Source organism: Dokdonella fugitiva (assembly GCF_014138265.1).
Lineage (GTDB): Bacteria > Pseudomonadota > Gammaproteobacteria > Xanthomonadales > Rhodanobacteraceae > Dokdonella_A > Dokdonella_A fugitiva_A.
Genome location: NZ_JACGXL010000006.1, coordinates 196,159 through 220,366 on the forward strand (window position 1 = coordinate 196,159; position 24,208 = coordinate 220,366).

The 24,208-nt window shown below is 69.8% G+C and carries 16 protein-coding genes; 5 read left to right on the forward strand and 11 right to left on the reverse strand.

Going from position 1 to position 24,208, the window contains the following annotated elements; translation table 11 throughout:
* Nucleotides 1–178: 178 nt before the first annotated feature.
* From FHW12_RS17470 to FHW12_RS17510, 9 genes are all read right to left on the reverse strand, one after another.
* Nucleotides 179–1,315 carry an acyltransferase family protein gene (locus FHW12_RS17470; RefSeq protein ID WP_182532332.1) on the reverse strand — a complete coding sequence of 379 codons (1,137 nt, stop codon included), beginning with the start codon at nt 1,313–1,315 and terminating at the stop codon, nt 179–181.
* A 238-nt stretch (nt 1,316–1,553) separates the two neighbouring features.
* On the reverse strand, nt 1,554–2,891 hold the full coding sequence (locus tag FHW12_RS17475; RefSeq protein ID WP_182532333.1) for a hypothetical protein: 1,338 nt from the start codon (nt 2,889–2,891) through the stop codon (nt 1,554–1,556).
* Between the two features lie 278 nt (nt 2,892–3,169).
* Nucleotides 3,170–4,660: a hypothetical protein gene (locus FHW12_RS17480; protein WP_182532334.1), complete on the reverse strand. Its 1,491-nt coding sequence runs from the start codon at nt 4,658–4,660 to the stop codon at nt 3,170–3,172.
* Entirely contained in the window at nt 4,657–5,352 is a 696-nt protein-coding gene (locus FHW12_RS17485) for a hypothetical protein (RefSeq protein WP_182532335.1), read from the reverse strand. The genes FHW12_RS17480 and FHW12_RS17485 overlap by 4 nt, the downstream gene beginning before the upstream one ends.
* Before the next feature lie 229 nt (nt 5,353–5,581).
* Nucleotides 5,582–8,098: a winged helix-turn-helix domain-containing protein gene (locus FHW12_RS17490; protein WP_182532336.1), complete on the reverse strand. Its 2,517-nt coding sequence runs from the start codon at nt 8,096–8,098 to the stop codon at nt 5,582–5,584.
* Nucleotides 8,099–8,487: 389 nt separating this feature from the next.
* The gene (locus tag FHW12_RS17495) at nt 8,488–9,477 is read right to left on the reverse strand and encodes a DJ-1/PfpI family protein (protein ID WP_182532337.1); all 990 of its coding nucleotides are present in this window, start codon (nt 9,475–9,477) and stop codon (nt 8,488–8,490) included.
* 105 nt (nt 9,478–9,582) lie between these two features.
* Nucleotides 9,583–10,539 (reverse strand): GlxA family transcriptional regulator, encoded by a 957-nt coding sequence (locus FHW12_RS17500; protein ID WP_182532338.1) that lies wholly within the window; start codon nt 10,537–10,539, stop codon nt 9,583–9,585.
* Between the two features lie 3 nt (nt 10,540–10,542).
* Entirely contained in the window at nt 10,543–11,943 is a 1,401-nt protein-coding gene (locus FHW12_RS17505; RefSeq protein ID WP_182532339.1) for a serine hydrolase domain-containing protein, read from the reverse strand.
* A 17-nt stretch (nt 11,944–11,960) separates the two neighbouring features.
* Nucleotides 11,961–13,547, reverse strand: coding sequence for a peptide MFS transporter (locus FHW12_RS17510; protein WP_182532340.1), 1,587 nt, complete (start codon nt 13,545–13,547; stop codon nt 11,961–11,963).
* Nucleotides 13,548–13,715: 168 nt separating this feature from the next.
* Here FHW12_RS17510 and FHW12_RS17515 point away from each other — a divergent pair, with 168 nt between their 5' ends.
* Nucleotides 13,716–14,027 carry a hypothetical protein gene (locus FHW12_RS17515; RefSeq protein ID WP_182532341.1) on the forward strand — a complete coding sequence of 104 codons (312 nt, stop codon included), beginning with the start codon at nt 13,716–13,718 and terminating at the stop codon, nt 14,025–14,027.
* A 73-nt stretch (nt 14,028–14,100) separates the two neighbouring features.
* On the opposite strand, the gene FHW12_RS17520 is transcribed toward FHW12_RS17515, so the two are convergent.
* Nucleotides 14,101–15,744: a sulfatase family protein gene (locus FHW12_RS17520; RefSeq protein WP_182532342.1), complete on the reverse strand. Its 1,644-nt coding sequence runs from the start codon at nt 15,742–15,744 to the stop codon at nt 14,101–14,103.
* A 130-nt stretch (nt 15,745–15,874) separates the two neighbouring features.
* Complete coding sequence (locus FHW12_RS17525; protein ID WP_182532343.1) at nt 15,875–17,701, reverse strand: DUF885 domain-containing protein; 1,827 nt, start codon at nt 17,699–17,701, stop codon at nt 15,875–15,877.
* Between the two features lie 204 nt (nt 17,702–17,905).
* On the opposite strand from FHW12_RS17525, the gene FHW12_RS17530 reads away from it, so the two are divergent.
* From FHW12_RS17530 to FHW12_RS17545, 4 genes are all read left to right on the forward strand, one after another.
* Nucleotides 17,906–19,984: an alpha/beta hydrolase family protein gene (locus FHW12_RS17530; RefSeq protein ID WP_182532344.1), complete on the forward strand. Its 2,079-nt coding sequence runs from the start codon at nt 17,906–17,908 to the stop codon at nt 19,982–19,984.
* Between the two features lie 203 nt (nt 19,985–20,187).
* Nucleotides 20,188–20,811 (forward strand): hypothetical protein, encoded by a 624-nt coding sequence (locus FHW12_RS17535; protein WP_182532345.1) that lies wholly within the window; start codon nt 20,188–20,190, stop codon nt 20,809–20,811.
* Between the two features lie 78 nt (nt 20,812–20,889).
* The gene (locus FHW12_RS17540; protein ID WP_182532346.1) at nt 20,890–22,071 is read left to right on the forward strand and encodes a peptidoglycan DD-metalloendopeptidase family protein; all 1,182 of its coding nucleotides are present in this window, start codon (nt 20,890–20,892) and stop codon (nt 22,069–22,071) included.
* Between the two features lie 349 nt (nt 22,072–22,420).
* Nucleotides 22,421–24,199 carry a CocE/NonD family hydrolase gene (locus FHW12_RS17545; RefSeq protein ID WP_182532347.1) on the forward strand — a complete coding sequence of 593 codons (1,779 nt, stop codon included), beginning with the start codon at nt 22,421–22,423 and terminating at the stop codon, nt 24,197–24,199.
* The last annotated feature ends 9 nt before the right edge of the window (nt 24,200–24,208 follow it).

Consider the following 24,208-nt stretch of genomic DNA (forward strand, 5'->3'; position numbering starts at 1 on the left):
TTTTCCCTCACCCGCCGCGCTGCGCGCGTCGGCCTCTCCCGCGAGCGGGAGAGGCGACACGCTCTCCTCTCTCGGTGCGCGGGTGAGGCCATCGTTGTCCCCTCTCCCGCTTGCGGGAGAGGGGTTGGGGTGAGGGGACTCGGAGCGAAGGGTTGAATTGCGGTTCCGAGGTGGCCTTCTAGGCGACCGCGGGTGCCACGTCATCGCGACGACGCGGGCGCACGTGATCGCGCCAGCGCAGGAACGGCCGCTCGACCGCGTAGTGCAACGCCGCGCCGGTGAGCAGGATCGCAACGACATAGGCGGCGAAGACGACCGCGCTCGGCAGCGAAGGCACGCCTGCGAGCCATCCCTGCACCGCATGCATCGCAAGCTTGTGGCTGAGATACAGGCTGTAGGACACCGCGGCGATCCAGCCGGCCGCGGGGACGCGCGCGCGGCCGATCACGCTGTGCCGGTCTGCGCCCGCGAACACGAGCAGGGCGAAGCCGAGCGACAGCACGGGCCAGCCGATCGCGTTCCCCACGAGCCCGGTGCGGTCGCGGAACAGCCAGAGGGCGAACGCGACGACGGCGATGCCGGCGAGCAGGGCCGTGTTCGCGTGGCGTTGCGCGCGATCCCACAGCAGCGGCCGGTACACGCGCAACGTCGCGAGCACGACGCCGGCGAGCAGTCCGTCGAGGCGCATCCAGGTCGGGTAGTAGATGTCTTCGATGAACCAGTTGCGTGCGGGCGCGAGCTGCGCGTCGTGCAGCCACACCGCGGTGCGCAGCGCGATGCCGGCGACGACCACGGCGGCGCAGGTGCCGACGAACCACGCGCCCGAGCGCTTGCGCGCGAGCCACGCCGCGAGCAGCGGGAACACGAGGTAGAAGTGTTCCTCCACGCACAGCGACCACGCGTGCGAGAAGGCCTGGTTGTGCGTGTAGTCGATCGTGAGGTTCATCGTGAACGTCGCGAATTGCCACCACGGCTGCAGCCCGGGCGCTTCGCGCGCCGCGGGAATGCACGCGTAGACCGCGAGCACGACCGCGAATGCGGGCAGGATGCGCCACGCGCGCCGCGCGTAGAACGCGCCGAGGCGCAGGGGTTCGCCGCGCTGCAACGGTCGCAGCAACTGGCAGCCGATGAGGTAGCCGCTCAGCACGAAGAAGATGTCGACCCCGACCCAACCGTAGCGCGACAGCCACGCGAAGCCGTCGCCGAGGCCGCCGACGATGAAGGAATGGAACAGCATCACCCAGGCGATCGCGATCGCGCGCAGCAGGTCGAGGCCGGGGAGATGCGCGGAGGGCAGGGCGGCCGGTCGGGTCATGGCGTGCTCGCGTGGGGCGGGGTGCGAGCTTCGGGTGGTGCGATGGCGCGTGGCGGGCACGAATGGGGCGAATCGAGGGCAGCGGCGACGTGCATAAGCGTGGGCTTCGACGATGAGGTCGGCGGTGGGAACTCGCGTCGAAGCGTGTCGCTTCGCAGAAGTCTCGTGCGCTGCATCCCACCCAAGTGGATACGCTGTGGCGATCGAGGTCTTCGCGACGGTGTCGTGGGACGGGGCCTCAGAATCCGTCGGCGAAGATCAGGTCGCTCTCGAAGCGGGCGATCGCGCCGACGTAATTGCCGTTCCCGTCGGCCGCGCTTCCGGCCGCCACGATGCGGCCGCTGCTCAGCGCAACGGCGGTAAACGATGACGGCGGGTCGACGATGTGGTCGGCGTCGATCGTTTCCATACCGCTCACGCCGAATGTCGGGTCGAGTCGACCGGATCCATCGAGGCGGCCCAACAGGCCGAACCTTTCGAGTAGATGCGCGGAGCCCGCGACTACGATCCGGTCGTCTTGCTGGATCGTGACGGCGGCGCCTACGGTCGACCATTGCCGGGTGCCCTCGGTCCATCGCAGTCGCGTAACGCCGATATCGCCGAAACCAGTGTCGATCGAGCCGTCATCGAGGACACGCATCGCCATGGCGATGGTGTCGGAAAAGTCTCTCACGCTGCCGCTGAGCGCGAGCGCGCCGTTCCGCTGCACGGCGATGCTCAAACCCTCCGAGTCCGGAGGCCCCAGCATCTCCCCGCCGGTTCCGAATGTCGTGTCGAGCCTGCCGTCGGGCTGGAAGCGCACGGCAGCCATGCGGCCATGATTCGCGCCGGTTATCGTGGACGTGCCGGCGATGACCGCGCGTCCTTCTTGATCAACGGCGATGGCCGTCGCGATATTGCGATCGAAGAAGACCGCAAGGCCGGCGATCGCCACGCCGGAGTAGCCAAACGTCGTATCCATCGAGCCATCCGGCAAGAGGCGCATGACCTGGAAATCGGCCGCCAAGGATGTGATGAAGGTTGCGCCGTACCCGGCGACGAGGATCTTGCCGTCACGCTGCAACGCCAGAGCGTTGGCATATCCGCTGTGCGAAGTATGGATGCCCGTACCTCCAGCGAAGGTCGGATCGAATGCGCCATTCGGCGTAAGTCTGGCCACGATGCGCACCGCGCTCCAGCTCGGTGGTGACATCGTCTCCATCGAACGACCCGAGACGATGACGCGTCCGTCCGGTTGCAATGCAATGCCCGTGCACAGCGCAGGCTCCGACGTTGCGATGATCAATCGCATACCGTCGGCGCCGAACTCGCGGTCGGGCGTGCCGTCCGCGAGTAGCTGGAACACCACAATCTTCGAGCCCGTCGATTCGCCGTCCCAGGTCCCGCAGGCGACGATTCGACCGTCGGGGCGCGCAGCGACGGCCTGAAGGGCCGTTCCGGCGAGCCCGACGCGCGCCACGCCGCCGGTGCCGAATGTCGGATCGAGCGCGCCGTCGACGGCGTGCGCGTCACCCGCGGCATAGGCCAAGGCAACGATGAAAACGAAGCGAAGCTTCGACGGCCGACGCGATGACATTCAAATCCCCCGGAGTGCGGGATCGCGCACGCTCAGCGCGATGCAATCCGGACGCAGTGTGTCATGCCGTGTGATTACGCGCGATGCGGTGCGCTTTGCTTGCCTCACCCGCCGCGTTGCGCGCGTCGGCCTCTCCCACGAGTGGGAGAGGCGACAAGCACGTGCTGCCTCGCGGCAGCGTGCCGACGCGACGATGCTTGTTCCCCTCTCCCGCTTGCGGGAGAGGGTTGGGGTGAGGGCATCCGGAGCGAAAACGCGACGTCGATCCATCGCGACTCTCAGCGCGCGCTGCCCACCACGAGGTTGTCGAACACGCCCCAGACGTAGTTGCCGTCGCCGTCGGCGACCGGGGCGCTGAACGTGAGGGCGTGGATCGGGCGGGTCGAGACGAAGCCGCGGAAGTCCTGCTGGCTCGTCGCGGTGAACGTTTCGACGGTGCCGTCAGCGAGCTCGATGCGGATCGCCGTCGGCGGCTGCAGGTTCATCTCGATGCTCGTGAGGTTCTGGAACATCTGCCCCCAGACGTTGCCGCCGATCGCGGTGACCGGTGCGCCGGTGAAGGTGATCGTGAGGGCCGAGGTGTCGCCGGCGGACACGGTCGACAGTTCGCCGGCGCCGTCGAACAGGTAGAAGTCGCCGATGTCGTAGCTCGGTGCGGCGGTGACGGCGTAGGGATAGGCGTTGCCGAACGGCAGCGGGCCGTGCACGTAGCCGGTGCGCAGCGCGGTGAACGCGTTCGTCTCGTAGCCGGGTGCGACCGCGGCGAGGAACGCGTCGCGGTCGTCGAACGTGCGCAGCGCGTTCGCGCACGTGCCGTCCGCATCGTCGTCGAAGCCGTTCGCGAAGATGTTGCTCGGCGACGCACACGACACGGCGGCCACGCTGAACTGCAGCGGGATCGCGCGCATCGGCTCGGCCGGATCGTTGCTCGCGATGCAGAGCGCGGCCGTGTGCGTGCCCGCGGTGACGATGCTCGCGTCGAACGTCAGCGCGACGTCGGCGTGCGCGCCGGCGGCGACGGCGCCGCTCGCGGGAGCGAACGTGAGCCACGGTTCGATGACCGGCGTGCCGCAGTCGGGCGGCGTGACGCCGTCGTTGAGCGTGGTCGTGATCGTGTAGTCCAGCGTGCCTGCGCCGGTGTTGCCGATCGCGAGCGTCTGCACGCTCTGCATGTCGCCCTGCGTCGCCAGTGCGAGCTTCGAGGCGACCGCGAGGATCGGCTGCGTCGGCGCGCCTTCGTCGCCGAGCGTGAGCACGAGGTCGGCTTCGCTCGGCGGATCGCCGTTACCGTCGCCGAGCGCGTGCACGGTCAGCGGCAGGTCACCGGTGTAGCCGGCCGGCACGTCGATGTCGACGATGACGATCTGTTCCTCGCCGGGGTCGGGCGATCCGGCGAAGCTGCCGCAGCCGTCGAGCGCGGGCCAGCCGAGCTGGTACCAGCCGCCGTCACTCGTGCCCATGCCGTTGACGAGCGGATGGATGTCCGAGCAGAACGTGAAGGTGTTGCGCTTGCGCACGGCCGAGAGCGTGACGCCTGCGGGCAGCTGGAAGGTGAGTGCGTCGGCGCCGCCGAACGCGTTCGACACGACGTGCAGGTCGAGCAGGAAGGCGTTGATGCGGCCGCGCGCGTAGGTCGTCGGCGTGCTCGTGCCGGTGACGGCGATGTCGGCGTGGGCGAGCGGCGCGAAGGCCGTGCCGAAGCACGCGGCGGCGAGGGCGGCGGCGCGCAGCGTACGCGCATGGAAACGCGGGAAGGACGAGGCGATCACGGCGTGGCGCTCCCGATCACGAGGTTGTCGAGCGTGGCCCAGCGGTCCTGCGATTGGCCGGGCACGGGCGGGTCGATCTCGGGGGCGTCGACGAACAGGCCGGCGATCGGCGCGGTCGCGACGAAGCCGCGGAAGTCGTCGGATCCGCTCGTGTCGACAGTTTCGGTCGCGCCGATCGTGCCGTCCTGCATGAGCACGGTGAGCACGACCTGGCCCGAGGTCGGTTGCAGCGAGAAGTCCGACGGCCACACGTTCGCGCCGATCGCGGTGAACGGCGGGTCGAAGATCGAGGTCGCGACGGAGATCGGGTCGTCGACGCGGTCGGTCGAGATATAACCATCACCGTTGTAGAGCGGATGGGTCGCGAACACGCCCGTGAAGATCACGTAGTGCCAGCTGTCGCTGCCGTCGGTGTACTGGATCGGCTGGGTCGTGCCCGGCGCGATCTCGCTGAAGTCGTGCTCGGCATAGCCGGGCGCGACCGCGGCGAGGAACGCCGCGCGATCGGTGTAGACGGTGACCGGGCTGCCGCCGCGGACGCTGTCGCTGCCGCTCGCGAAGACGCGGTCGAGCACGCCGGCGGGGAGGCTCGCGGCCGGCGCGATCGCGCCGGAGCGCGAGGTCGTCGATGCGCTCGCCGAAGTCGCCGCGAGGGCGAGCAGGGCGAGGGTGGATACCCGGGTTGCTGTCATGGATCGGTTCCTGAGCTGGGGAGCGAACGCCCGCGCGGGGCTGCGGCTGCGGCCGCGGGGAATCGCCACGCACTTCACGTCGGATCGCCGGTGGCGTCCATTCGGCTCGCCTTACGATCGCCTTCCGTCGGGCTTCCGCAAGCACGTCGTTGGGGGAAAAGGGGAGGGGAAAAGGGGACGGAGGTAATTAACGGCGCGGGAGCGAGGGGCCCCGCCAGGCTACGCCCCGTTAATTACCTCCGTCCCCTTTTCCTTCCCGCGGCGCCGGGGCGAGCGTGAGCTCGGCCGGGATCGCACGCTCGCCGGCGAGTTCGCGCGCCGCCGCGAGTGCACTGCGCCAGGCGGTAGGCTCGCCGAGCGCGTGGGCGAGGCGGAGCTGGAGCAGGGCGCAGTCGAAGTCGTCGGCGGCCCAGGCGCCGACCCGGCCGACCAGCGCGGCCGCGTCGCCGAGCCGGTCGCGGGCGATGAGCGCGCCCGCCCAGGATTCGATCACCATCGCCATCGTGCGCGGCGTGCCGTCGGCATCGGCGAGGTCGAGTGCCTGGCGCCAGGCGCGGTCGGCGTCGTCGGGCCGGCCGAGCGCGAGCGCACGTTCGGCTTCGGCGAGACGGCGGTAGGGTGCGCCCGCGCGCGAACCGGCATCGGTGCGCGTCGACGGCGCGATCGCCACGCCGGGTTCGGCTGCGGTCGGCGGCAGCACGCGCTGGCGCCAGAGGTTCGCCTTCGCCTGCAGCGTGTCGTCGGCGCCTTCGGCCATCAGCGCCGCGGGCAGCGGGGCGGCTTCGCGCGCGGCGTCGTCGTGGCGGCCTTCGGCGAGCGCGAGTTCGACGCGCAGCACGCGGATGCGCAGGTCGTCGCGCGACAACTGCAGGTAGCCCTGGTCGCCGCGTTCGATCTGCGCGAGCGCGTCGTGCACCGCGCGCAACTGGCCGCAGGCGAGCTGGATGCGCGCGCGCATGAGGGTGAGCACGCGCAGCAGCAGCGGGTCGCCGCCGCCGGCGGCGAGCGTCCACGTGCGATCGCTGGTCGCGAGCGCGGCGTGGTTCTGCAACTGGTCGAGCTGCACGTCCTGCAGGCCGATCAGCGCGCTCTTGAGCGGGCGCATCGCGGCGAACGCCTCGAACTGGCGCGCGGCCGCCTCGTAGCGCGGCATCGCCTGCGTGGCGGCGCCGCGCGCGGAATCGAGCAGTGCCCATTCGAGGTCGGCGCGCGCAACCGCGAGGCGGTCGCCGCTCTGCGCGAGCACGACGCGCGCGCGGCCGAGGTCGTCGGCGGCGGCCGCGTAGTCGTTGGCGATCGTGCTCGATGCGCCGCGACCGAGATACGCCTCGCCGAGCGCATGTTCGTAGTTGCCGGCGCCCTGCGCGGCGAGCGCGCCGTCGAAGTCCGCGCGTGCTTCCTGCGCGCGGCCGAGGCGGATGCGCCCGCTGCCGCGCGTGATGAACACGCGCATGCGCAGGTAGGCGTCGTCGCTCGTCGGCTTGCGCTCGAGCAACTGCGTGAGTTCCTGCTCGGCCGCTTCGTAGTGGCCGAGGCGTTGTTCGACCTGCGCGTGCAGCAGGCGCGCCTCGCCGTCGTCGCGTTGCGCGTCGGGGATCGATTCGAGCGTCGCCTTCGCGCTCGCCGGATCGTCGGCGAGCAGCGCGGCGCGCACCCGCTGCAGGCGTTCGGCCGAAGCCGCGTCGGCGGGCTCGACCGGCACGTCGCGACCGAGCGCGACGATGAGCTGGTCGCTCGCGCGGCGCAGCGCGCCGACGAGATCGTTGTCGGTCGCGCTCGCCTGCACGTCGCGCGTGCCGTCGAGCGCGCCGTGCAGCGCGACGTTCCACGCGGCGTGGTCGCGCGCGACGCGGCCGTCGACGATGAGGCCGATGCCCGCGTCGCGGCGCAGCCGCGCCGTCGCGCCGTCGGGGTCGGCCTTGCCTGCGGTGAGCACGCCGAGTGTCGCTTCGCTCGGCAGCACCGCGAGCTGCGCGCGGCGCAGGCGGTCGGCGACGAGGTCCATGCCGCCGAGGCGCACCCAGGCGACGTCGGCGCCGCTGCCGACCTCGAGCGGCCGCACGGCGACGTGCAGCGTCGCGTCGGTGCCTGCGGGAACTGGCGCGGTTTCGGCGCGGTGGCGCAGGAACAGCGCCGCTGCGATCGAAACGAGCGCGAGCACCATGAGCACGCCGGCGAGCGCGCTGCGCGATGCGCGGCGCGTGCGCGGCGCCGCGCGTCGCGCGTCGCGCGGATCACCGGATGATGCCGGGAGCGGTGATGCCGGCGAGACGTTTGCGAGCGCTGCGTTCGTCGCGTCGGCCCGGGCGTCGGCTGCGTGCGAACCCGGCATCGGCGACGATGCGGTCATCGCCGGCGCTGCGACGGCGCGCGTCGGATCGCGTTCCTGCAACGACGCCGGCATCGCCGCGCCCGCGTCGCCGATCGCCTCGACGGTCGTCGCGACGACCCAGCGATAACCGAAGCCGGCGATCGTGCGGATCGCTTCCTGGCGGTCGGCGCTGTCGCCGACGAGCCGGCGCGCGCGCAGGATGAGCTGGAACAGTTGCGTGTCGGAGACGTTGTCGCGCCGCCACACCGCGGCGATGAGTTCCGACTGCGGCACCGCGCGCTCGCGATGCTCGATGAGATGGGCGAGGCACGCGAACACGCGCGCGGGCATGTCGATCGGCTCGTCGCCGCGCCGCAGCTCCCGCTTTACCGTGTCGAGCCTGAATTCGCCGAAGCGGAAGACCGCGTTGACCATCGTCGCTTGCGTTTGCCGGTGCCCCGCGGGCATTGCCGGGGGCGCCCGCGCCGCGAGGGCGAGCGGTGATTATAGCGGTGCGACTCGTGTGCGGAGCGGTGGGACTCGCGTCGAAGCGAATCGCACGCTCGATCGCCTCGCGCGCTGCGTCCCACCCTACAGGGCCGCGCTCATGATCCATGCCCATCGGTACGCGCAACGCGCGTGCCGCCGCCCCAACACGTGATCGTAGGGTGGGACGCAGCCGCGCAGCGGCGAGTCCCACCGATGGCCTGCGGCGATGCGTGGCATGCGGTGGGACTCGCGGTGCCTGGCCTCGCATCCACATGCGTTCTCGTGCCGCTGCGTCCCACCCTACGCGTGTGGCTGGCTCCGCGGGGAGCGGGCGCTCACATCAGGCGCATCACCTTCGCCACGACGCGGTAGCTGCCGTCGGCCTGCTTGTCGTCGGCCTTGAGGCTCAGGCGCCATCGCCCACCGCGCTCGGACGTGTATTCCCACGCGAGTTGTTTGGCGTCGCGCAGGTCGAGGATGCGCAGCGCCTTGTCGTCGACCGCGAGCGTGCGGACGTGGGCGATGAACGCGACCGGATCCATCGGCGATTCGATGCGATAGGCGGTTTCCCAGTACTTCGTGTCGCCGAGCGAGCTGAGCTGGGTGACCTTGGTGCCGTCGTCGAACGCGAGCGGTTTCTCCGGCATGCGCATGAACTGGTCGGCCATGAGGCCGCGGATGAAGCCGCCGTCGGGCGACCATGCGTATTCGAGATGCATCGCGACCGAGCGCGCGGCCTCGGTGCCGCGAACGTTCGCGACGACGTGCAGCGCGGTGTCGATGCCCGAGGCGAGGCCGGCCGAGGTGACGAGCTTGCCCGCCTGCACCCAGCGCTGGTCGCGCACCACGGTCACCTTCGGATAGTTCTTCGCCATGTGGTCGAAGTGGTTGTGGAACGTCGTCGCCTTCTGGCCGTCGAGCAGGCCGGTGTTGGCGAGGATGTCCGAGCCGGTGCACACGCTCATGACCTGCGTGGCGGACGCGGCGTTCTTCAGCAGCCACGCGCGCGTCGCCTCGTCCTTCGCCGCGGCCTCGACGTCGCCACCGGGCACGAGGATGATGTCGGCCGCGGGCGCGTCGGCGAACGAATGGTCGACGTTGACGCGGAGGTTCATCGCGGTCTTCACCGCCTTGCCGTCGCGCGAAACGGTGTGCACGTCGAAACCGGCTTGCCCGAACACCTCGTACGGGCCGGCGAAGTCGATGATCTCGACGCCGTCGAACATGAGGATCGCGACGCGCGTCTTCGCCGGCGGCGCAGGTTCGGCATGGTTCGGAACGAGCGGGAGCAGCAGGATCGCGAGCAGCCAGCGCAGCGGTTTCATGGCGCATCTCCGTGTCAGGGTGATGCGCAGTGTCGGGCGTGCACGCACGGCGATGGGGACGAACAGCCGACGAATCCGGCCATCGCACGGTCGCCCGATCCGCGGTCAGCGGCCGAAGCGCTCGCGGTATTCGTTCGGCGACGCGCCGTAGCGCACGCGGAATGCGCGCCGGAACGCGTCGGCGCTGGCGAAGCCGACCGTCGCGGCGACGCGGTCGATCGCGAGCGTGCCCGAGGTGAGCAGCACGCACGCGCGTTCGAGGCGCAGGCGTTCGACGTAGCGCGCGGGCGTCGCGTCGAACGTGTCGGCGAACAGGCGGCTGAAATGGCGCGGGCTCATCGCCATGCGGTCGGCGAGACGCTCGACGCCGAGGTCCTCGTCGAGATGGTCGAGCAGCCAGTCGACGAGCGCGCGCAGGCGCCCGCTGCCGCGCGTCTGCGCATCGAGCGGCGCGGAGAACTGCGCCTGGTTGCCGGGGCGCTTCATGTACATCACGAGTTCGCGTGCGACCGCGAGCGCGACCGCGGCGCCGTGGTCTTCCTCGACCAGCGAGAGCGCGAGATCGAGTCCCGCGGTGAGCCCGCCCGAGGTGTGGAAGCGGCCGTCGCGCAGGAACAGGTGGTCCGCTTCGATGCGCACGCCCGGATAGCGCGCCTGCGCATCCGCCGCGTGCGCCCAGTGCGTGGTGACGCGGCGGCCGTCGACGAGGCCGGTCGCGGCGAGGATGTAGAGCCCGGTGCAGACGGAGACGACGCGGCGTGCGCTCGCCGCGCGTTCGCGGATCCAGTCGAGCAGCACGGGATCGGCGTTGACGACGCGGCTGCCCGCACCGCCCGGGATCACGAGCGTGTCGAGTTCGGGCGCGTGCGCGAGCGTCGTGTCGGGCACGATCGTGACGCGGCCTTCGGTGCGCACCGGCGTCGCGTCGCGACCGATCGTGCACAGCGCGTACACGGGCGCGCGGCCGCTCGCGCGCGCGTTCGCGGCCGCGAACACGTCCATCGGTCCGGTGACGTCGAGCGACTGCACGTCGTCGTAGACGAGCACACCGACGGTCGCCATGCGTCAGCCGTACGAGAGCGAGGCGATCCGGCCGGCGTCGTCGAGCCCGATCGAGAACGCGAGCCGGCTGCCTGGACCGAACGCGAGCACGTAGTCGTACCACTCGAGGCCACGCTCGGTGCGCGTGCCCTTGTAGAGGGTGCGCGTCGGTGCACCGTAGGGCGCGAACAGCGCCGCGAGCCGGTGCGCTAGACCGGCCTGCATCTTCGCCGCGAGCTTCGGCGCGAGCGTGGTCGCGTCGACGCGATCGTGCTGCACGTCGTCGAACAGCGCCTTGATGCGCGCCGTCACCGGCGCGGGTTCGTCCGCCACAGGCGTGTCCGCGGCCGCGGCGATCGCCGGGAAGAGATCATCGAAGATCGCGTTGGTGATCGTCTCGCCGGGTTCCGGGCTGGTCGTGTTGTTGGTGAGCGCGACGAGGCGCACGTGCTGGGCCGGGAAGAACTCGTTCGCCGAGGTGAAGCCGAACGAGCCGCCGGTGTGACCGATGCGCGGCTGGTCGCGCACGCGGTCGACGAACAGGCCGAGGCCGTAGTCGGCGCTGCCTTCGGCGAGCGGTGTCGCGGTCGTCATCAGGCGAACGCTCGCGCCGCCGACGATCTCGCCGCGGGCGAGCGCGCGGCTCCAGCGGATCATGTCGTCGACGGTCGAGACGAGATGGCCGGCGGCGCCGCCGACGCTGTCCTCGATCACGGGTGCGCGTTCGGACCGGCCGTGGTCGACGCGGTAGCCGACCGCCATGCCCGCGAGATGCGGTTCGTCCGCGACCGTCGCCGTGTGCGTCATGCCCGCGCGGCGCAGCAGGTGTTTGCGCACGTAGTCGCGATAGCGTTCGTGCGAGACGACTTCGATCACGCGCCCGAGCAGGACGTAGCCGGTGTTGCAGTAGGCCATGCGGCTGCCCGGCGCGAACACGAGCGGCTTGCCGGCGACGCGCGCGATGATCTCGTCGAACGTGTGCGGCTTCGACGCCCAGGCCTCGACATCGTCGCCTTCGAGGTATTCCGGCAGGCCGCTCGTGTGCGAGAGCAGCTGGCGGAAGGTGACTTCGCCCGCGTGCGGCGCATCGGGCAGGATTGTCGCGAGGCGCGCGTCGATGTCGAGCTTGTGCGCTTCCTGCAGCTGCAGGATCGCCGCGGCGGTGAACTGCTTGGTGATCGAGCCGATCTCGAACGGCGTGCCGGTGTCGACGGCGAGGCCGCGCTCGCGATCACGCAGGCCGTAGGCCTTGCGGTAGACGACGCGGTCGTCCTGCACGACGGCGACGACCGCGCCCGGCGTGTGCGTGCGCGCGAGGATCGCCTGCACGTCGGCGTCGATGCGCGCGGCGCGCGCGGGGTCGAGCGACGCCGCGTGCGCGGACGCCAGCGCGAGCGACGCGACGAGGGCGGACGCGCGGCGCATGGCGGCGGCGCTCGGGCTCATCGCACGCCGTGCATCCAGCGCTTGATCAGCGGTGTCAGCAGCAACACGAGCAGGCCGGCGCCGATGCCGATCTTCGCGGAGAACACGAACAGCGAGTCGTACTTCGCGAGTGCGTCGGCGACGTTGAGCGTCTCGCCCTCGGGGATCTCGATCGAGGACAGCTTGCCGAGCGCGGCGGCGAGCACTTCCGAATACGAGGTGCCGAGGAACCAGCCGCCCATCATGAGGCTGGTGACGCGCGGCACGCTGAGTTCGGTGACCGCGGACAGCCCGATCGGCGACAGCAGCATCTCGCCGATTTCCAGCACGAAGTAGGCGAACACGAACCACCAGATGTTCGTCAGTCCGTTCGCCTCCGGGTGGCGCGCGCTCCACACGAGCACGAGGAATGCGACGCCGCCGAGGATGAGGCCGTAGCCGGACTTCGCCGGCTTGCTCGGGTTCCAGCCGGCGCGCTCGAGGCGCGGCCACAGCCAGGCGAAGATCGGCGCGAGCACGAGGATGAAGAACGAGCCGAGCGAGGTGAGTTCGCTCGCGCTCCATTCCGCGCCGAGCGCGCGATGGTTCATCACGCGGTCGGAGAACAGCACCCACGAGCCGTAGGTCTGCTCGTAGATCGTGAAGAACACGAGGCAGAACGCGATGAACGCGAGCACGACGAACATCTGCTCGCGCTCGACCTTCGTGCAGCGCGTGAACATGAACCAGAGGATGCCGCCGAGCAGGCACAGGCCGATGAGGTGCATGCCGAGCAGCACCGGGCTCGGTTCGAACCAGCCCGGGATGATCGCGAGGAACAGCGAGTGCGCCTGGATCAGCCCCCAGATGACGACGAGGCCGGCGATCGAGGCGAGATAGATGAGGTGTTCGCGCGTGAGCGGGCCGAGCACGCGCGCGCGCAGGCGTTCGGGATCGGGCGGCTCGGCGTGGCCGAGCAGGTATTTCTGGCCGTAGAGGAAGTTCGCGAGTCCTGCGAGCATGCCGACGCCCGCAGCACCGAAACCCCAGCCCCAGCCGTAGGTCTCGCCGAGCCAGCCACAGAGGATGCCGGAGAACGTGCCGCCGAGGTTGATGCCCGCGTAGAACAGCGTGAAGCCCGATTCGCGGCGCGGGTCGTTGTCGCCGTAGAGCTTGCCGACGATCGTCGAGATGTTCGGCTTGAGGAAGCCGACGCCGAGGATGATCAGCGCGAGCGAGAAGTAGAACACCTGCAGCGCGTGCGCGTCGCGCACGACGACGCCGTTCACGCTCGACGCGGGATGGCCTTCGATCGCCATGCCGAGATGGCCGAGCACGAGCAGGATGCCGCCGAATACCACTGCCTTGCGCATGCCGAGCCAGCGGTCGGCGAGCAGGCCGCCGATCACCGGCGTCGCGTAGACGAGGCCGCCGTAGGCGCCGACGAGGTTGTAGCCGTTGTCGTCGGTGAACAGGTGGTACTTCACCAGGTAGAGCAGCAGCAGCGCCTTCATGCCGTAGAACGAAAAGCGCTCCCACATCTCGGTGAGGAAACAGATGTAGAGGCCTTTCGGATGGCCGAGGAACTCGGCCGGGCGTTCGTGCGGCAGGGCGACGGCGGACATGCGGATTCCCACGGAAGCGTCGCGCGAGTATAGCCAGCCGTTCCTGTCGCCAGGCTCGCATTGTTGCGCGGCGAGCCGGCCGCCACGCGACCGCGAGGCATTGCGGCAACGAGCTTGGGGGACTACGGTGGCCCCGCCGCCACCCGGCGGCTCGCCGCAGGAGGCTGCATGATCCGCTTCGGGACGTTCATGCTCGCGTGCGCCCTGTTGCCTGCCGCCGCACGCGGCGAGGCGCCGATTCCACAGGCTTACGGCACCTTGCAGGGACTGTTCAAGTCGATGCAAGGCCATCGCGTGCAGGTCACGGGTGGGCGCGACGCACTGGAGATGACGGTCGACACGGTCGGCGCGGACCTCTTCTGCGGGCGATCGACGCGCGGCAGTTTCTGCCTGCCCTACGCGTCGGTGCTGTTCGTCGAGCTGGTCAAGCCCGATTTCGATCGGGTGCACGTGCGCGCGGACGCATCGCCTGCGCGTTGATCATGGTGGGATCGAGCCGCCGGTGCGGCGGCGTGCGTGACGACGACCGCGCATGCGTCGTCGCCGTGAGCCGTCACGGTCCGTCGAAGCCCGCGAAGAACAGGTGCTCGCGCATGCGCTCGGCGTCGATGCAGGCGACGTGGCCGGGCTTGCCGCAGTCGCGCAACAGGGCGAGGTCCGCCTGCAGCACCGCGCGTTGCGCTTCGTGCGCGCCGTCGCGCGGGTCGAACGATTGCAGCTGCAGCGGATCGGCGACGAGGTCGTAGTGTTCGCTGCCGGCAGCGGTCGGATCGGTGAGCCAGTCGTCGCGCCAGTCGACGAACAGCTGCATGCCGGTGTCCTCGTCGTCGCCGCTCGCGGTGCGCACGCCGAGGAAGTCGAGCCAGCTCACCGGCGATGGCGCGGCGTCGCGGAAGTGCTCGACGAGGAAGCGGCGTCGCCATGCCGGCGGCTGGTCCTGCGCGAACAGGGGCGCGAGATCGCGGCCGTCGGGCACGGTCGGCAGCGCGGCGCGCGCGAGCGCGGCGATCGTCGGTGCGAGGTCGTTGTTGAGCACGAGCGCGGCGCGGTGCGCGCCCGTGGCCACGCCCGGGCCACGCAGCAGCAGCGGCACGCGGATCGATTCCTCGTAGGCGAGCACCTTGCCGACGACGCGGTGCTCGCCGTAGAGCCAGCCGTTGTCGGAGGTGAAGATGACGTAGGCGTCGTCCCAGCGAGCGGCCGCGACGAGGCGCGCGCGGATCGTCGCGAACAGGTCGTCGACCGCGCGCAACGCCTCGAGGCGGTGGCGGTACTGGCGGTTCAACGTCGACACCTGGGTCGTGTCGAGGTTCGCGTACTCCTGCGCGAACCACGCGGGCTTGTCGCCGACGTCGGCCTCGTCGAACGACGCCTTGCTCACGTCGAGGTTGACGTAGGGCGGCAGCGAACCCGCATGGCGTGGTGCGGGACGCACGTCCCAGGCGGTCGGGTCCGGTGACGGCAGGCACAGTTCGTAGTGTGGCGCGAGCGGGCTCGCGACGAGGAACAGCGGCGCCGGCGTCGCGGCGACCGCGTCGATGAACGCGCCGGCGCGCTGCGCGATGACGTCGGTCTGGTAATCGGCGTCGGCGTTGCCGTAGGTGACGAGCGTGCCGCGGTCGTTCACCGTGTAGTTGTACATGCAGTACGCACCGGCATAGCCGGGCGATCCGTTGAGCTCGCCGTAGTCGGGCAGGCCCTGCCAGTCGGTCCAGCCCGCCGGCACGTAGCGCATGCGGCAGTCGGCGCTCGTGCAATCGGGATGGTTGCGCGGCGTCGTGTAGCCGTAGCCGTTGAGGAACTTGCCGACGAGGCCGGTGCGGTAGCCGATCCCGCCCAGCGCGGTCGCGATCGAGCGATCGTCGTCGAACGCGCCGAACGAACCGTCGGCGCCGAACTGGCCGCGCCGCACGCCGTGGTTGTGCGGGTACTGCCCGGTCATGAACGTCGCGCGCGACGGGCAGCAGAGCGAATCGGTCACGAACGATTCGTCGAAGCGCAAGCCGCCGTCGACCATCGCGGCCTCGATCGACGGCAGCAGGCCGAGCGCGAGCGCAGTGTCGAAGGTCGGCTCGTCGAGGTCGTCGGCCATCAGCACGACGATGTCGGGTGGCGAGCCGGCGTCGCCTGCGTGCGCAGGCCGTGGAACCGCCGCGGCGAATGCTAGCGCGCAGGCGCGCAGGGCGTGGGTAGGCATGTGTTCGGGCGTCGCGGCGGCCGGCAGGGCGTGGCAACGAAAGGAGGAGCCCACCCTGTGGGCGACCGCGGCGATGGGTCGAGGATGCGGTCGCGCACAGGGTGCGCTCCTACAGTGCGGGCCTGACGTCCTACTTCTTGTCGCGCTGCGCCGGCACGAACACCTCGCGCACCGCCTTGGCGAGCTGGTCGGGCGGCAGCAGGCCCTGGTCGAGCAGGAAGTTGTTGTAAGCCATGCGGTCGAACTTCGCGCCGAGCGTGAGTTCGGTTTCCATGCGCAGCTGCATGATGCGGCTGTAGCCGTAGAAGTACGCGCCGGCCTGGCCCGGCATGTTGAACGTGTAGCGGTCCAGTTCCTGGCGCGCCATCGGTTCGGACAGCGAGACGTCCTGCATGAGCACCTGGTTCGCGCGCTCCCGGTCGATCAGGCCGAGGTTGAGCATCGGGTCGAGCATCGCGCGCGCGGCGCGCAGCAGGCGCAGCTGCAGGGCGATGAGCTGGCCTTCGAGCGGCTCGTACGGAACCATTTCCGCTTCGGCGTACAGCGCCCAGCCTTCGACGTTGACGCTGTTGAACGCGAACAGCGAACGCGCGAGCGAGACGCCGCGTTCGACCATCGCGGTGAACTGCAGCTCGTGGCCGGGGCGGCCTTCGTGCGCGGTGAGCGTCCAGCCGCCGGCTTCGTAGGTGAAGTCGTCGTACGCGGCGCCCTTGCCGTCCTTGCCCTCGGAAGCGGGGTTGCCGAGCGGCAGCACGAATTGGCCCTGCTGCCCGGTGTTGTCGATGAGCGGCGCGGGCAGGAAATGCGGTGCCGGCTGCGCGGCGGATTCCGCCGGCGAGGCGAGGCGCATGATCATCGGCCGGTTCGGCAGGTCGACGACGCGGTGCGCGGCGATCTGCTTCTCGAGCTCGGGCATCACGGTCTTGCGGTAGTAGCCCTCGATCGACGACTTGTCGAGCTGCTTCTTCTTGAGTTCGCGGATCACCTCGCGGTAGTCCTCCGCGTGCAGGCCCTTCGCCTTGGCGACGAGCGGCGCGAGCTGCTGCATCGCCGCGCGCGTTTCCATGAACTCGAGCTGCGCGCGCTGGATGAGTTCCTGCGGCGTGATGTCGATGCCGACCTGCTTGAGCTGGAACGCGTAGAGCTCCGGCGGCAGGCGCGTGTCGCTGCGCGCGGACGGCAGCACCGTGCCGCGCATCCAGTCGGCGTAGTCCTTCATCTGCTGGTCGAGCGCGGCGAGCGCGGCGTCGCCGCCTTCGATCTTGTACTTGCCGAACAGGTCGTGGATGCCCTTGGCGTAGGTCTCGGCGTTGCGCAGCGCCTGCTCGACCTCGAGCCTGGTCGGCTTGACCAGCGTCGCGTTCGATACCTGCTCCTCGTAGCGCTGCCGCGCGAGCGTGGTGATCGGCGTGGTGTTCGGCGCGAGGCCGACGTACGCCTTGAGGCGCGCGAGCGCATGCGCGCGGCGCTCCGGCGCGACCTGGTCCTGCAGCAGCGCCTGTTCGCCCTGGAACACGAGCTGGCCGACGTCGGCGAACGGCACCATGAGCTTCTCGTTGAGCTCGCTGCCTTCGATCTGCCGGTCGGCCGCTCCGATCAGGATGCCGATGTCCTGGCGGACGTTCGGGTTCTCCTCGGTCTTGAGCTCCTTCTCGAGCGTGCCCTTCGCGCCGCGCATCGCCGCGCGCAGGCGCTCGCCCTGCTTCGGGCCGAAGTCGGCGACGCGGTCGTCGTAGCCGGGCAGGCCGAAGAACGAGGCGAACTCGGGCGCGAACTCCGCCTGCACCTTGAGCAGCGGCTGCGCGACCTCGTTGCTGCGCTGCACCCAGGCCGGCGTCGAGCGCACGGGCGAGGTGGTCGCGCCGGCGGGCTTTTTCGTGTCGGCGGCGACGAGGTCGGGAACGGCGAGGGCGAGGCAGGCGAGCGCGCAGGCGCTGGAGAGGAGCAGGCGACGCATCGGGATTCTCCTTGGGGCGGTCGGGCGGCGCCGATTCGGTCGCCGTACGGGGCAGGGCTTCGCGCACGCAGGCGCGCATCCGGCTGACGCTAGCGCGGTCGGCCGCGCGCGGCAATGTGCACTTCGTCATTGCCGCAGTGCAGGTGGCCGGGGCGCGGCGCAAGCCGTACCATCGGCGGTCCGTTCGCCATGCCGGAGAAACCGATGAAGTCCGTCCTTGCCGCGGCGATCGCCTCGGCCGTCGCCCTGCCCGCCGTCGCGTCGGCCACGTCGCATCCGTTCGACGTGCACGACCTCGTGATGCTGGACCGCGTGAGCGATCCGGCGCTGTCGCCGGACGGCACGAGCATCGCGTTCGGCGTGCGCGAAACCGACTACGAGGCGAACAAGGGCAAGAACGGCATCTTCACCGTGCCGTACGCCGGCGGCACGCCGCAGCGCCTCACCGACAAGGCGCTCAACGCGACCAGCCCGCGCTGGTCGAGCGACGGCAAGGCGCTCTACTTCCTCGCACCGAAGGACGGCACGAGCCAGCTCTGGCGCATCGACGCGAAGGGCGGCACGCCGGCGCAGGCGACGTCGCTGTCGCTCGACGTGAACAACTTCCGTTTGTCGCCGGACGGCAAGCGTGTGCTGCTCTCGCTCGACGTCTTCAACGAGTGCGCGAACGACGCCGACGCCGTCGCCTGCACGCAGAAGAAACTCGACGCGCGCAAGGCCGACAAGGCGAGCGGCACCGTGTACGACTCGATCTTCGTGCGCCACTGGGACAGCTGGTCCGACGGTCGCCGCTCGCAGCTGTTCGTCGCCGACCTCGGCGCGGACGGCAAGCCCGGCACGCTCGAACTGCTGACCAAGGGCATCGACGGCGACGTGCCGTCCAAGCCGTTCGGCGACGACACCGAGTACATGTTCTCGCCCGATGGCAAGACCGTGTACTTCAACGCGCGCATCGCCGGCAAGGGCGAGCCGTGGTCGACCAATTTCGACATTTTCTCGGTGGCCGTCGAAGGTGCGCACGCGCCGAAGAACCTCACCGCCGACAACCCGGCGTGGGACGGCTACCCGCTGCCGTCGGCGGACGGCAAGACGCTGTACTGGCTCGCGATGAAGCGCGCCGGCTTCGAGGCCGACCGCTTCGGCATCTGGGCGCTCGACCTCGCGAGCGGCGCCAAGCGCGAGATCGATCCGCAGTGGGACCGATCGGCTTCGGGCCTCAAGGAATCGGCCGACGGCAAGACGCTCTACACCGCGACCGACGACTGGGGCGATCACGCGCTGTTCGCGGTCGACGTCGCGAGCGGCAAGGCGAGCAAGCTCGTCGCCGACGGCAGCATCGCCGGCTTCGACCTCGGCGCGAAGGGCTTCGTGCTCGCGCGCAACGACTTCAAGCGCCCGAACGATCTGTACACCGCCGGCACCAACGGCAAAGGCCTGCGCCAGATCACGCATTTCAACGCCGAACGCCTCAAGGACATCCGCTTCGGCGACACCGAGTTCTTCACGTTCAAGGGCTACGGCGGCGACACCGTGCAGGGCTACGTGACCAAGCCGGTGGACTACAGGAAGGGCGCGAAGTACCCGGTCGCGTTCATCGTGCACGGCGGTCCGCAGGGCGCGATGACGAACGACTTCCACTACCGCTGGAACCCGCAGACGTACGCGGGCCAGGGCTTCGCGGTGGTCACGATCAATTTCCACGGCTCGACCGGCTACGGCCAAGCGTTCACCGACAAGATCTCGGGCGACTGGGGCGGCGCGCCGCTCGATGACCTCAAGGCCGGCTGGGCCGCGGCGCAGCAGAAATACGCGTTCCTCGATGGCGGTCGCGCCTGCGCGCTCGGCGCTTCGTACGGCGGCTACATGATGTACTGGATGGCCGGCGTGTGGAACGAGCCGTGGAAGTGCATCATCGCGCACGACGGCGTGTTCGACAGCCGCATGATGAGCTACTCCACCGAGGAACTCTGGTTCGACGAGTGGGAACACGCGGGCAAGACGCAGTACGAGGATCCGGCCGGCTACGAGAAGTACAACCCGGTCAACCACGTCAAGGACTGGCGCGTGCCGATGCTCGTCGTGCACAGCGACCAGGATTTCCGCATCCCGCTCGAACAGGGCCTCGCCGCGTTCACCGCGCTGCAGCGGCGCGGCATCCCGAGCGAGTTCCTGCGTTTCCCGGACGAGAACCACTGGGTGCTCAAGCCGCACAACAGCGTGCTCTGGCACGATACCGTGAACGCGTGGCTCAAGCGCTGGACCACGGACACCGCGACGAAGTGATCGCAGCGGCGCGCCGTCGCCGGATCAGGCGCGCCGCGTACGCGGAGTGACGTCGTGCCCGCGCAAGCGGGCATCCATCGTGCCGGTGCATCGGATGGATCGCGCGGGATGACGTCGAACGAGGGACGCGGCCAGCACGGCGTGAGAAGATCCGCAGCCAGCGACGCTCGCCGCGTCCTCGCGCGGCCACAGGGGAATCCAGCATGACCACATCCAGCTCCGCCCGGGTCGCGCTCGCGCTCGCCATGGCGTGCGCTGCGCCGTTCGCGCACGCGACCAACTTCGCCGTCAGCGGCACGATCACCGTGAACGGCAACCCGGGCGCGCTGCCGGACGGCGGCACGTTCGGCAATTCCACCTACAACGCGACCACCGGCGCGCTGTCGTCGGGCAAGTTCACGTTCCCGCAGGCGACGACGTCGTTCCCGTCGCAGATCGGCACGGTCACGGTCACCTACCAGCTCAGCCAGACCAATACCACGACCGGCCAGGTCGCGAGCGACGGCGTCGCCGCGCTCACCCAGGCGCGCCTCAAGCTGCAGGTCGTCTCGGCCGCGATCGGCGTGATCCCGATCGGCATCGGCACCTGCGTGTTCCAGCCGATCAACGTCGACCTCGCGGGTACCGGTGCCGCCTCGGGCCTCGACCTTTCCGACGAAGGCTTCACGATCCCGCAGGTCGCGTCGACCGACTGCGGCGGTTACGGCGACCAGATCAACGCGGGCGTCGCCGGCAGCAACAACAGTCTCGCGATGCACGTCGCCGGCAACTTCACGCCGCCGCCGGAATCGGACATCATCTTCGCGAACGGCTTCGACGGCGGGTAAGCACACGCGCCGCGGATCGCGATGGCGCGACCGCCCGCGCGAAGCCGTAATGCTCCTTGTCCGGATAAGGAGACGATCATGCGCAGCCGCTTTCCACGGTGGGCCCTTGCGGCCCTTGTTTCCCTCGCGTCCGTCGCTTCCGCCGCGCCACCCGCCGGCGGCGGCCGCTTCACGCCGCCGCACGACGAACTCACGCCCGGGCAGCGCGCGCGCATCGATGCCGAACTCGCGCGCAACGTCGCCGCGCTCGAACGCGACGGCGTGCTCGCGCCGTCGTCGCCGCTGCCGCTGCAGGCGGGCCTGCAGTGGCCCTTGAAGATCACCGCGGGACACGCCGATCCCGCGTACCACGGCATCTCCAACTTCGTCGACCTCGACGGCACGTATCCGAACCATATCCTCGACTGGAACTGTGGCACGCGCACGTACGACCTCGACACCGGCTACAACCATGCCGGCATCGACATCTTCCTGTGGCCGTTCTCGTGGCTGCTGATGGACCAGCAGGCGATCGACATCGTCGCCGCCGCGCCGGGCACGATCATCGGCAAGGTCGACGGCAACGACGACCGCAGTTGCTTCGACCACTATTCCGCCGACTGGAACGCGGTCTACGTGCAACACGGAGACGGCACGGTCGCGTGGTACGGCCATATGAAGAAGTCGTCGCAGACGAGCAAGCCGATCGGCGCGACCGTCGCGGCCGGCGAATTCCTCGGCAAGGTCGGCAGCGCGGGCTTTTCGACCGGTCCGCACCTGCATTTCGAGAACCATTCGGGCGTGTCGAACTACACGATCCTCGAGCCGTTCCACGGCGCCTGCAACGCGCCCGCATCGCTGTGGGCGCAGCAGCGGCCGTACTACGATTCGGCGATCAACAAGCTCGCCACGCACACGGCGCCGCCCGATTTCCACGACCCCAATTGCCCGAACCCGATCGACGAGACGCCGAACCTGTCGGACCGCTTCCTCGCCGGTGCGACCGTCTATTTCGCCGCGTACTACCGCGACCAGCTCGGCCCGCAGGCGACCACGTTCACGATCGCGCGTCCGAACGGCACGGCCTTCGCGACCTGGACGTTCCGCATGTCCGACGCGACCGCCGATCCGTACTACTCCGCGTCCTACTGGTACTGGTGGTACACCTTGCCCGCGAACGCGCCGCCCGGCTTGTGGCAGTTCCGCGCGAGCTACCAGGGCGTCGCCTACGAGCACGCGTTCTTCGTCGGCGACGTGATCTTCGCCGACGGCTACGACTGAGCGGAACGCGAACCGCGTCACGGGACGCCCGTGACCGGCATCGCGAAACCGACGATCGTCGACGCGCGAAGACACTTTCGGCCCCGGATTTACGTTGAAATCTTCAGGGCCGATCGCTTCCGCGCGATCGGGCCCTGGCGCGAACGTCGGCGCGGCCCGGGAGGGGCCGGCGGCGCACGCGACGATCACGGCATCCGGTGCGCGCGGCGGCAGAGAGTCTCCCTACCGCAACTGGCGGCGCGCGCGCCGGCTCTGCTGCGGACGCCTGCACGCGATTGCGCACGCAGCGCAACATCCGCGCGCCGCGGCGCGGTACGCTCGTCGCACCGTCCGCGCCGGAGCTGCATCGATGCGATTCGCCGTGCTGCTGATCCTGTTCGCCTCCCTCGCCGCGCCGGTGCATGCCGAAGACGCAGCGACGCCGCCGTCGATCGACATCCAGCTACGCCTGCGCATCCCGATGCGCGACGGCGTGCGCCTGAACGCGAACCTGTACCGGCCGCACGCGCAGGAAGCGCCGCTGCCGGTGATCTTCTGCCTCAACCCCTACATCGCCGACCTGGTGCAGCCGATCGGCAGCTACTTCGCGCAGCACGGCTATGTGTTCGTCGCGGTCGATTCGCGCGGGCGCAACGGCTCGGAAGGCGAATTCCGCTCGTGGACGCACGAGGGCCGCGACGGCTACGACGTGGTCGAATGGCTCGCGAAGCAACCCTGGTCGAACGGCAAGGTCGGGGCGTGGGGCGGCTCCTACCTCGGCTTCACGCAGTGGTCGACCGTGAAGGAGCGGCCGCCGCACCTGCTCACGATCGTGCCGACCGCGTCGGTGCGACCCGGCCTCGACTTCCCGTCCGCCGGCGGCATCCACTACAGCTACGACACGCAGTGGATCACCTTCGTCAGTGGCGTCGCGCTCAACGAGAAGCTGTTCGGCGACGGCGCCTACTGGCGCGACAAGTTCGGCGAACGCTACCTCGACAACGCGCCGTTCCGTTCGCTCGATCGCATCGTCGGCAACCCCTCGCCGATCTTCCAGGAATACCTGCGCCACCCGTCGTTCGACGACTACTGGCGCGCGCTCGCGCCGAGCGCCGAACAGTACGCGAAGCTCGACCTGCCGATCCTCACGATCACCGGCCACTGGGACGACGACCAGATCGGCGCGATGAGCTACTACGGCGAGCACATGAAGTACGGCAGCGAGGCTGCGCGCGCCAAGCACTACCTCGTGATCGGCCCGTGGGACCACGTCGGCACGCGACGCCCGCAGAAGGAACTCGCCGGCCTCAAGTTCGCCGACGCGAGCGTGATCGACATCAAGCAGCTGCACGTCGACTGGTACGACTGGGTGCTCAAGGGAGGCGCGCGGCCGAAGTTTCTCGAACAGCGCGTCGCGTACTACGTGACCGGCGAGGAGAAATGGAAGTACGCCGCACGCCTCGAGGACGTGGCGAACGAACGACGCAGCTACTTCCTCGGTTCGGACGGCCATGCCGGAGACGTGTTCCATTCCGGCACGCTCGCAGCGAGCGCGCCGGCCGAGGCGGCGCCGGACGGCTACGTGTACGACCCGCTCGACCTGCGCCCGGGCAAGGTCGAACTCGCGCGCGGCGACGTCGACAACGGCCTCGTCGACCAGACCGACGCCTTCGATCTCTACGGCGCCGGCGTCGTCTACCACAGCGAGCCATTCGCCGACGCGGTCGAGCTCAGCGGCGCGCCGAAGGCGTCGCTGTGGCTCGCGCTCGATGCGCCGGATACCGACTTCCAGGTGTTCCTGCAGGAAGTGCGCGCCGACGGCACGGCGGTATTCCTGTCCGGCTCGATGCTGCGCGCGCGCTATCGCGAATCGCTGTCGCATCCGCGACCCGTCGTGCCGGGCGCGGTGCAGCGCTACGACTTCGACCGGATGACGTTCGTCTCGCGCCGGCTCGCCAAGGGCAGCCGCCTGCGCTTCGTGCTGCGCGCGGTCAACAGCATCCAGTTCGAGAAGAACTACAACAGCGGCGGCGACGTCGCCGACGAGACCGCCGCGAACGCGCGCACGGTGCACGTGCGCGTCTACCACGACGCGGCGCACCCGAGCGCGCTCGAAGTGCCGCTCGTGATCGCGCCCGCGCGCGGCTGAACTTGGCGC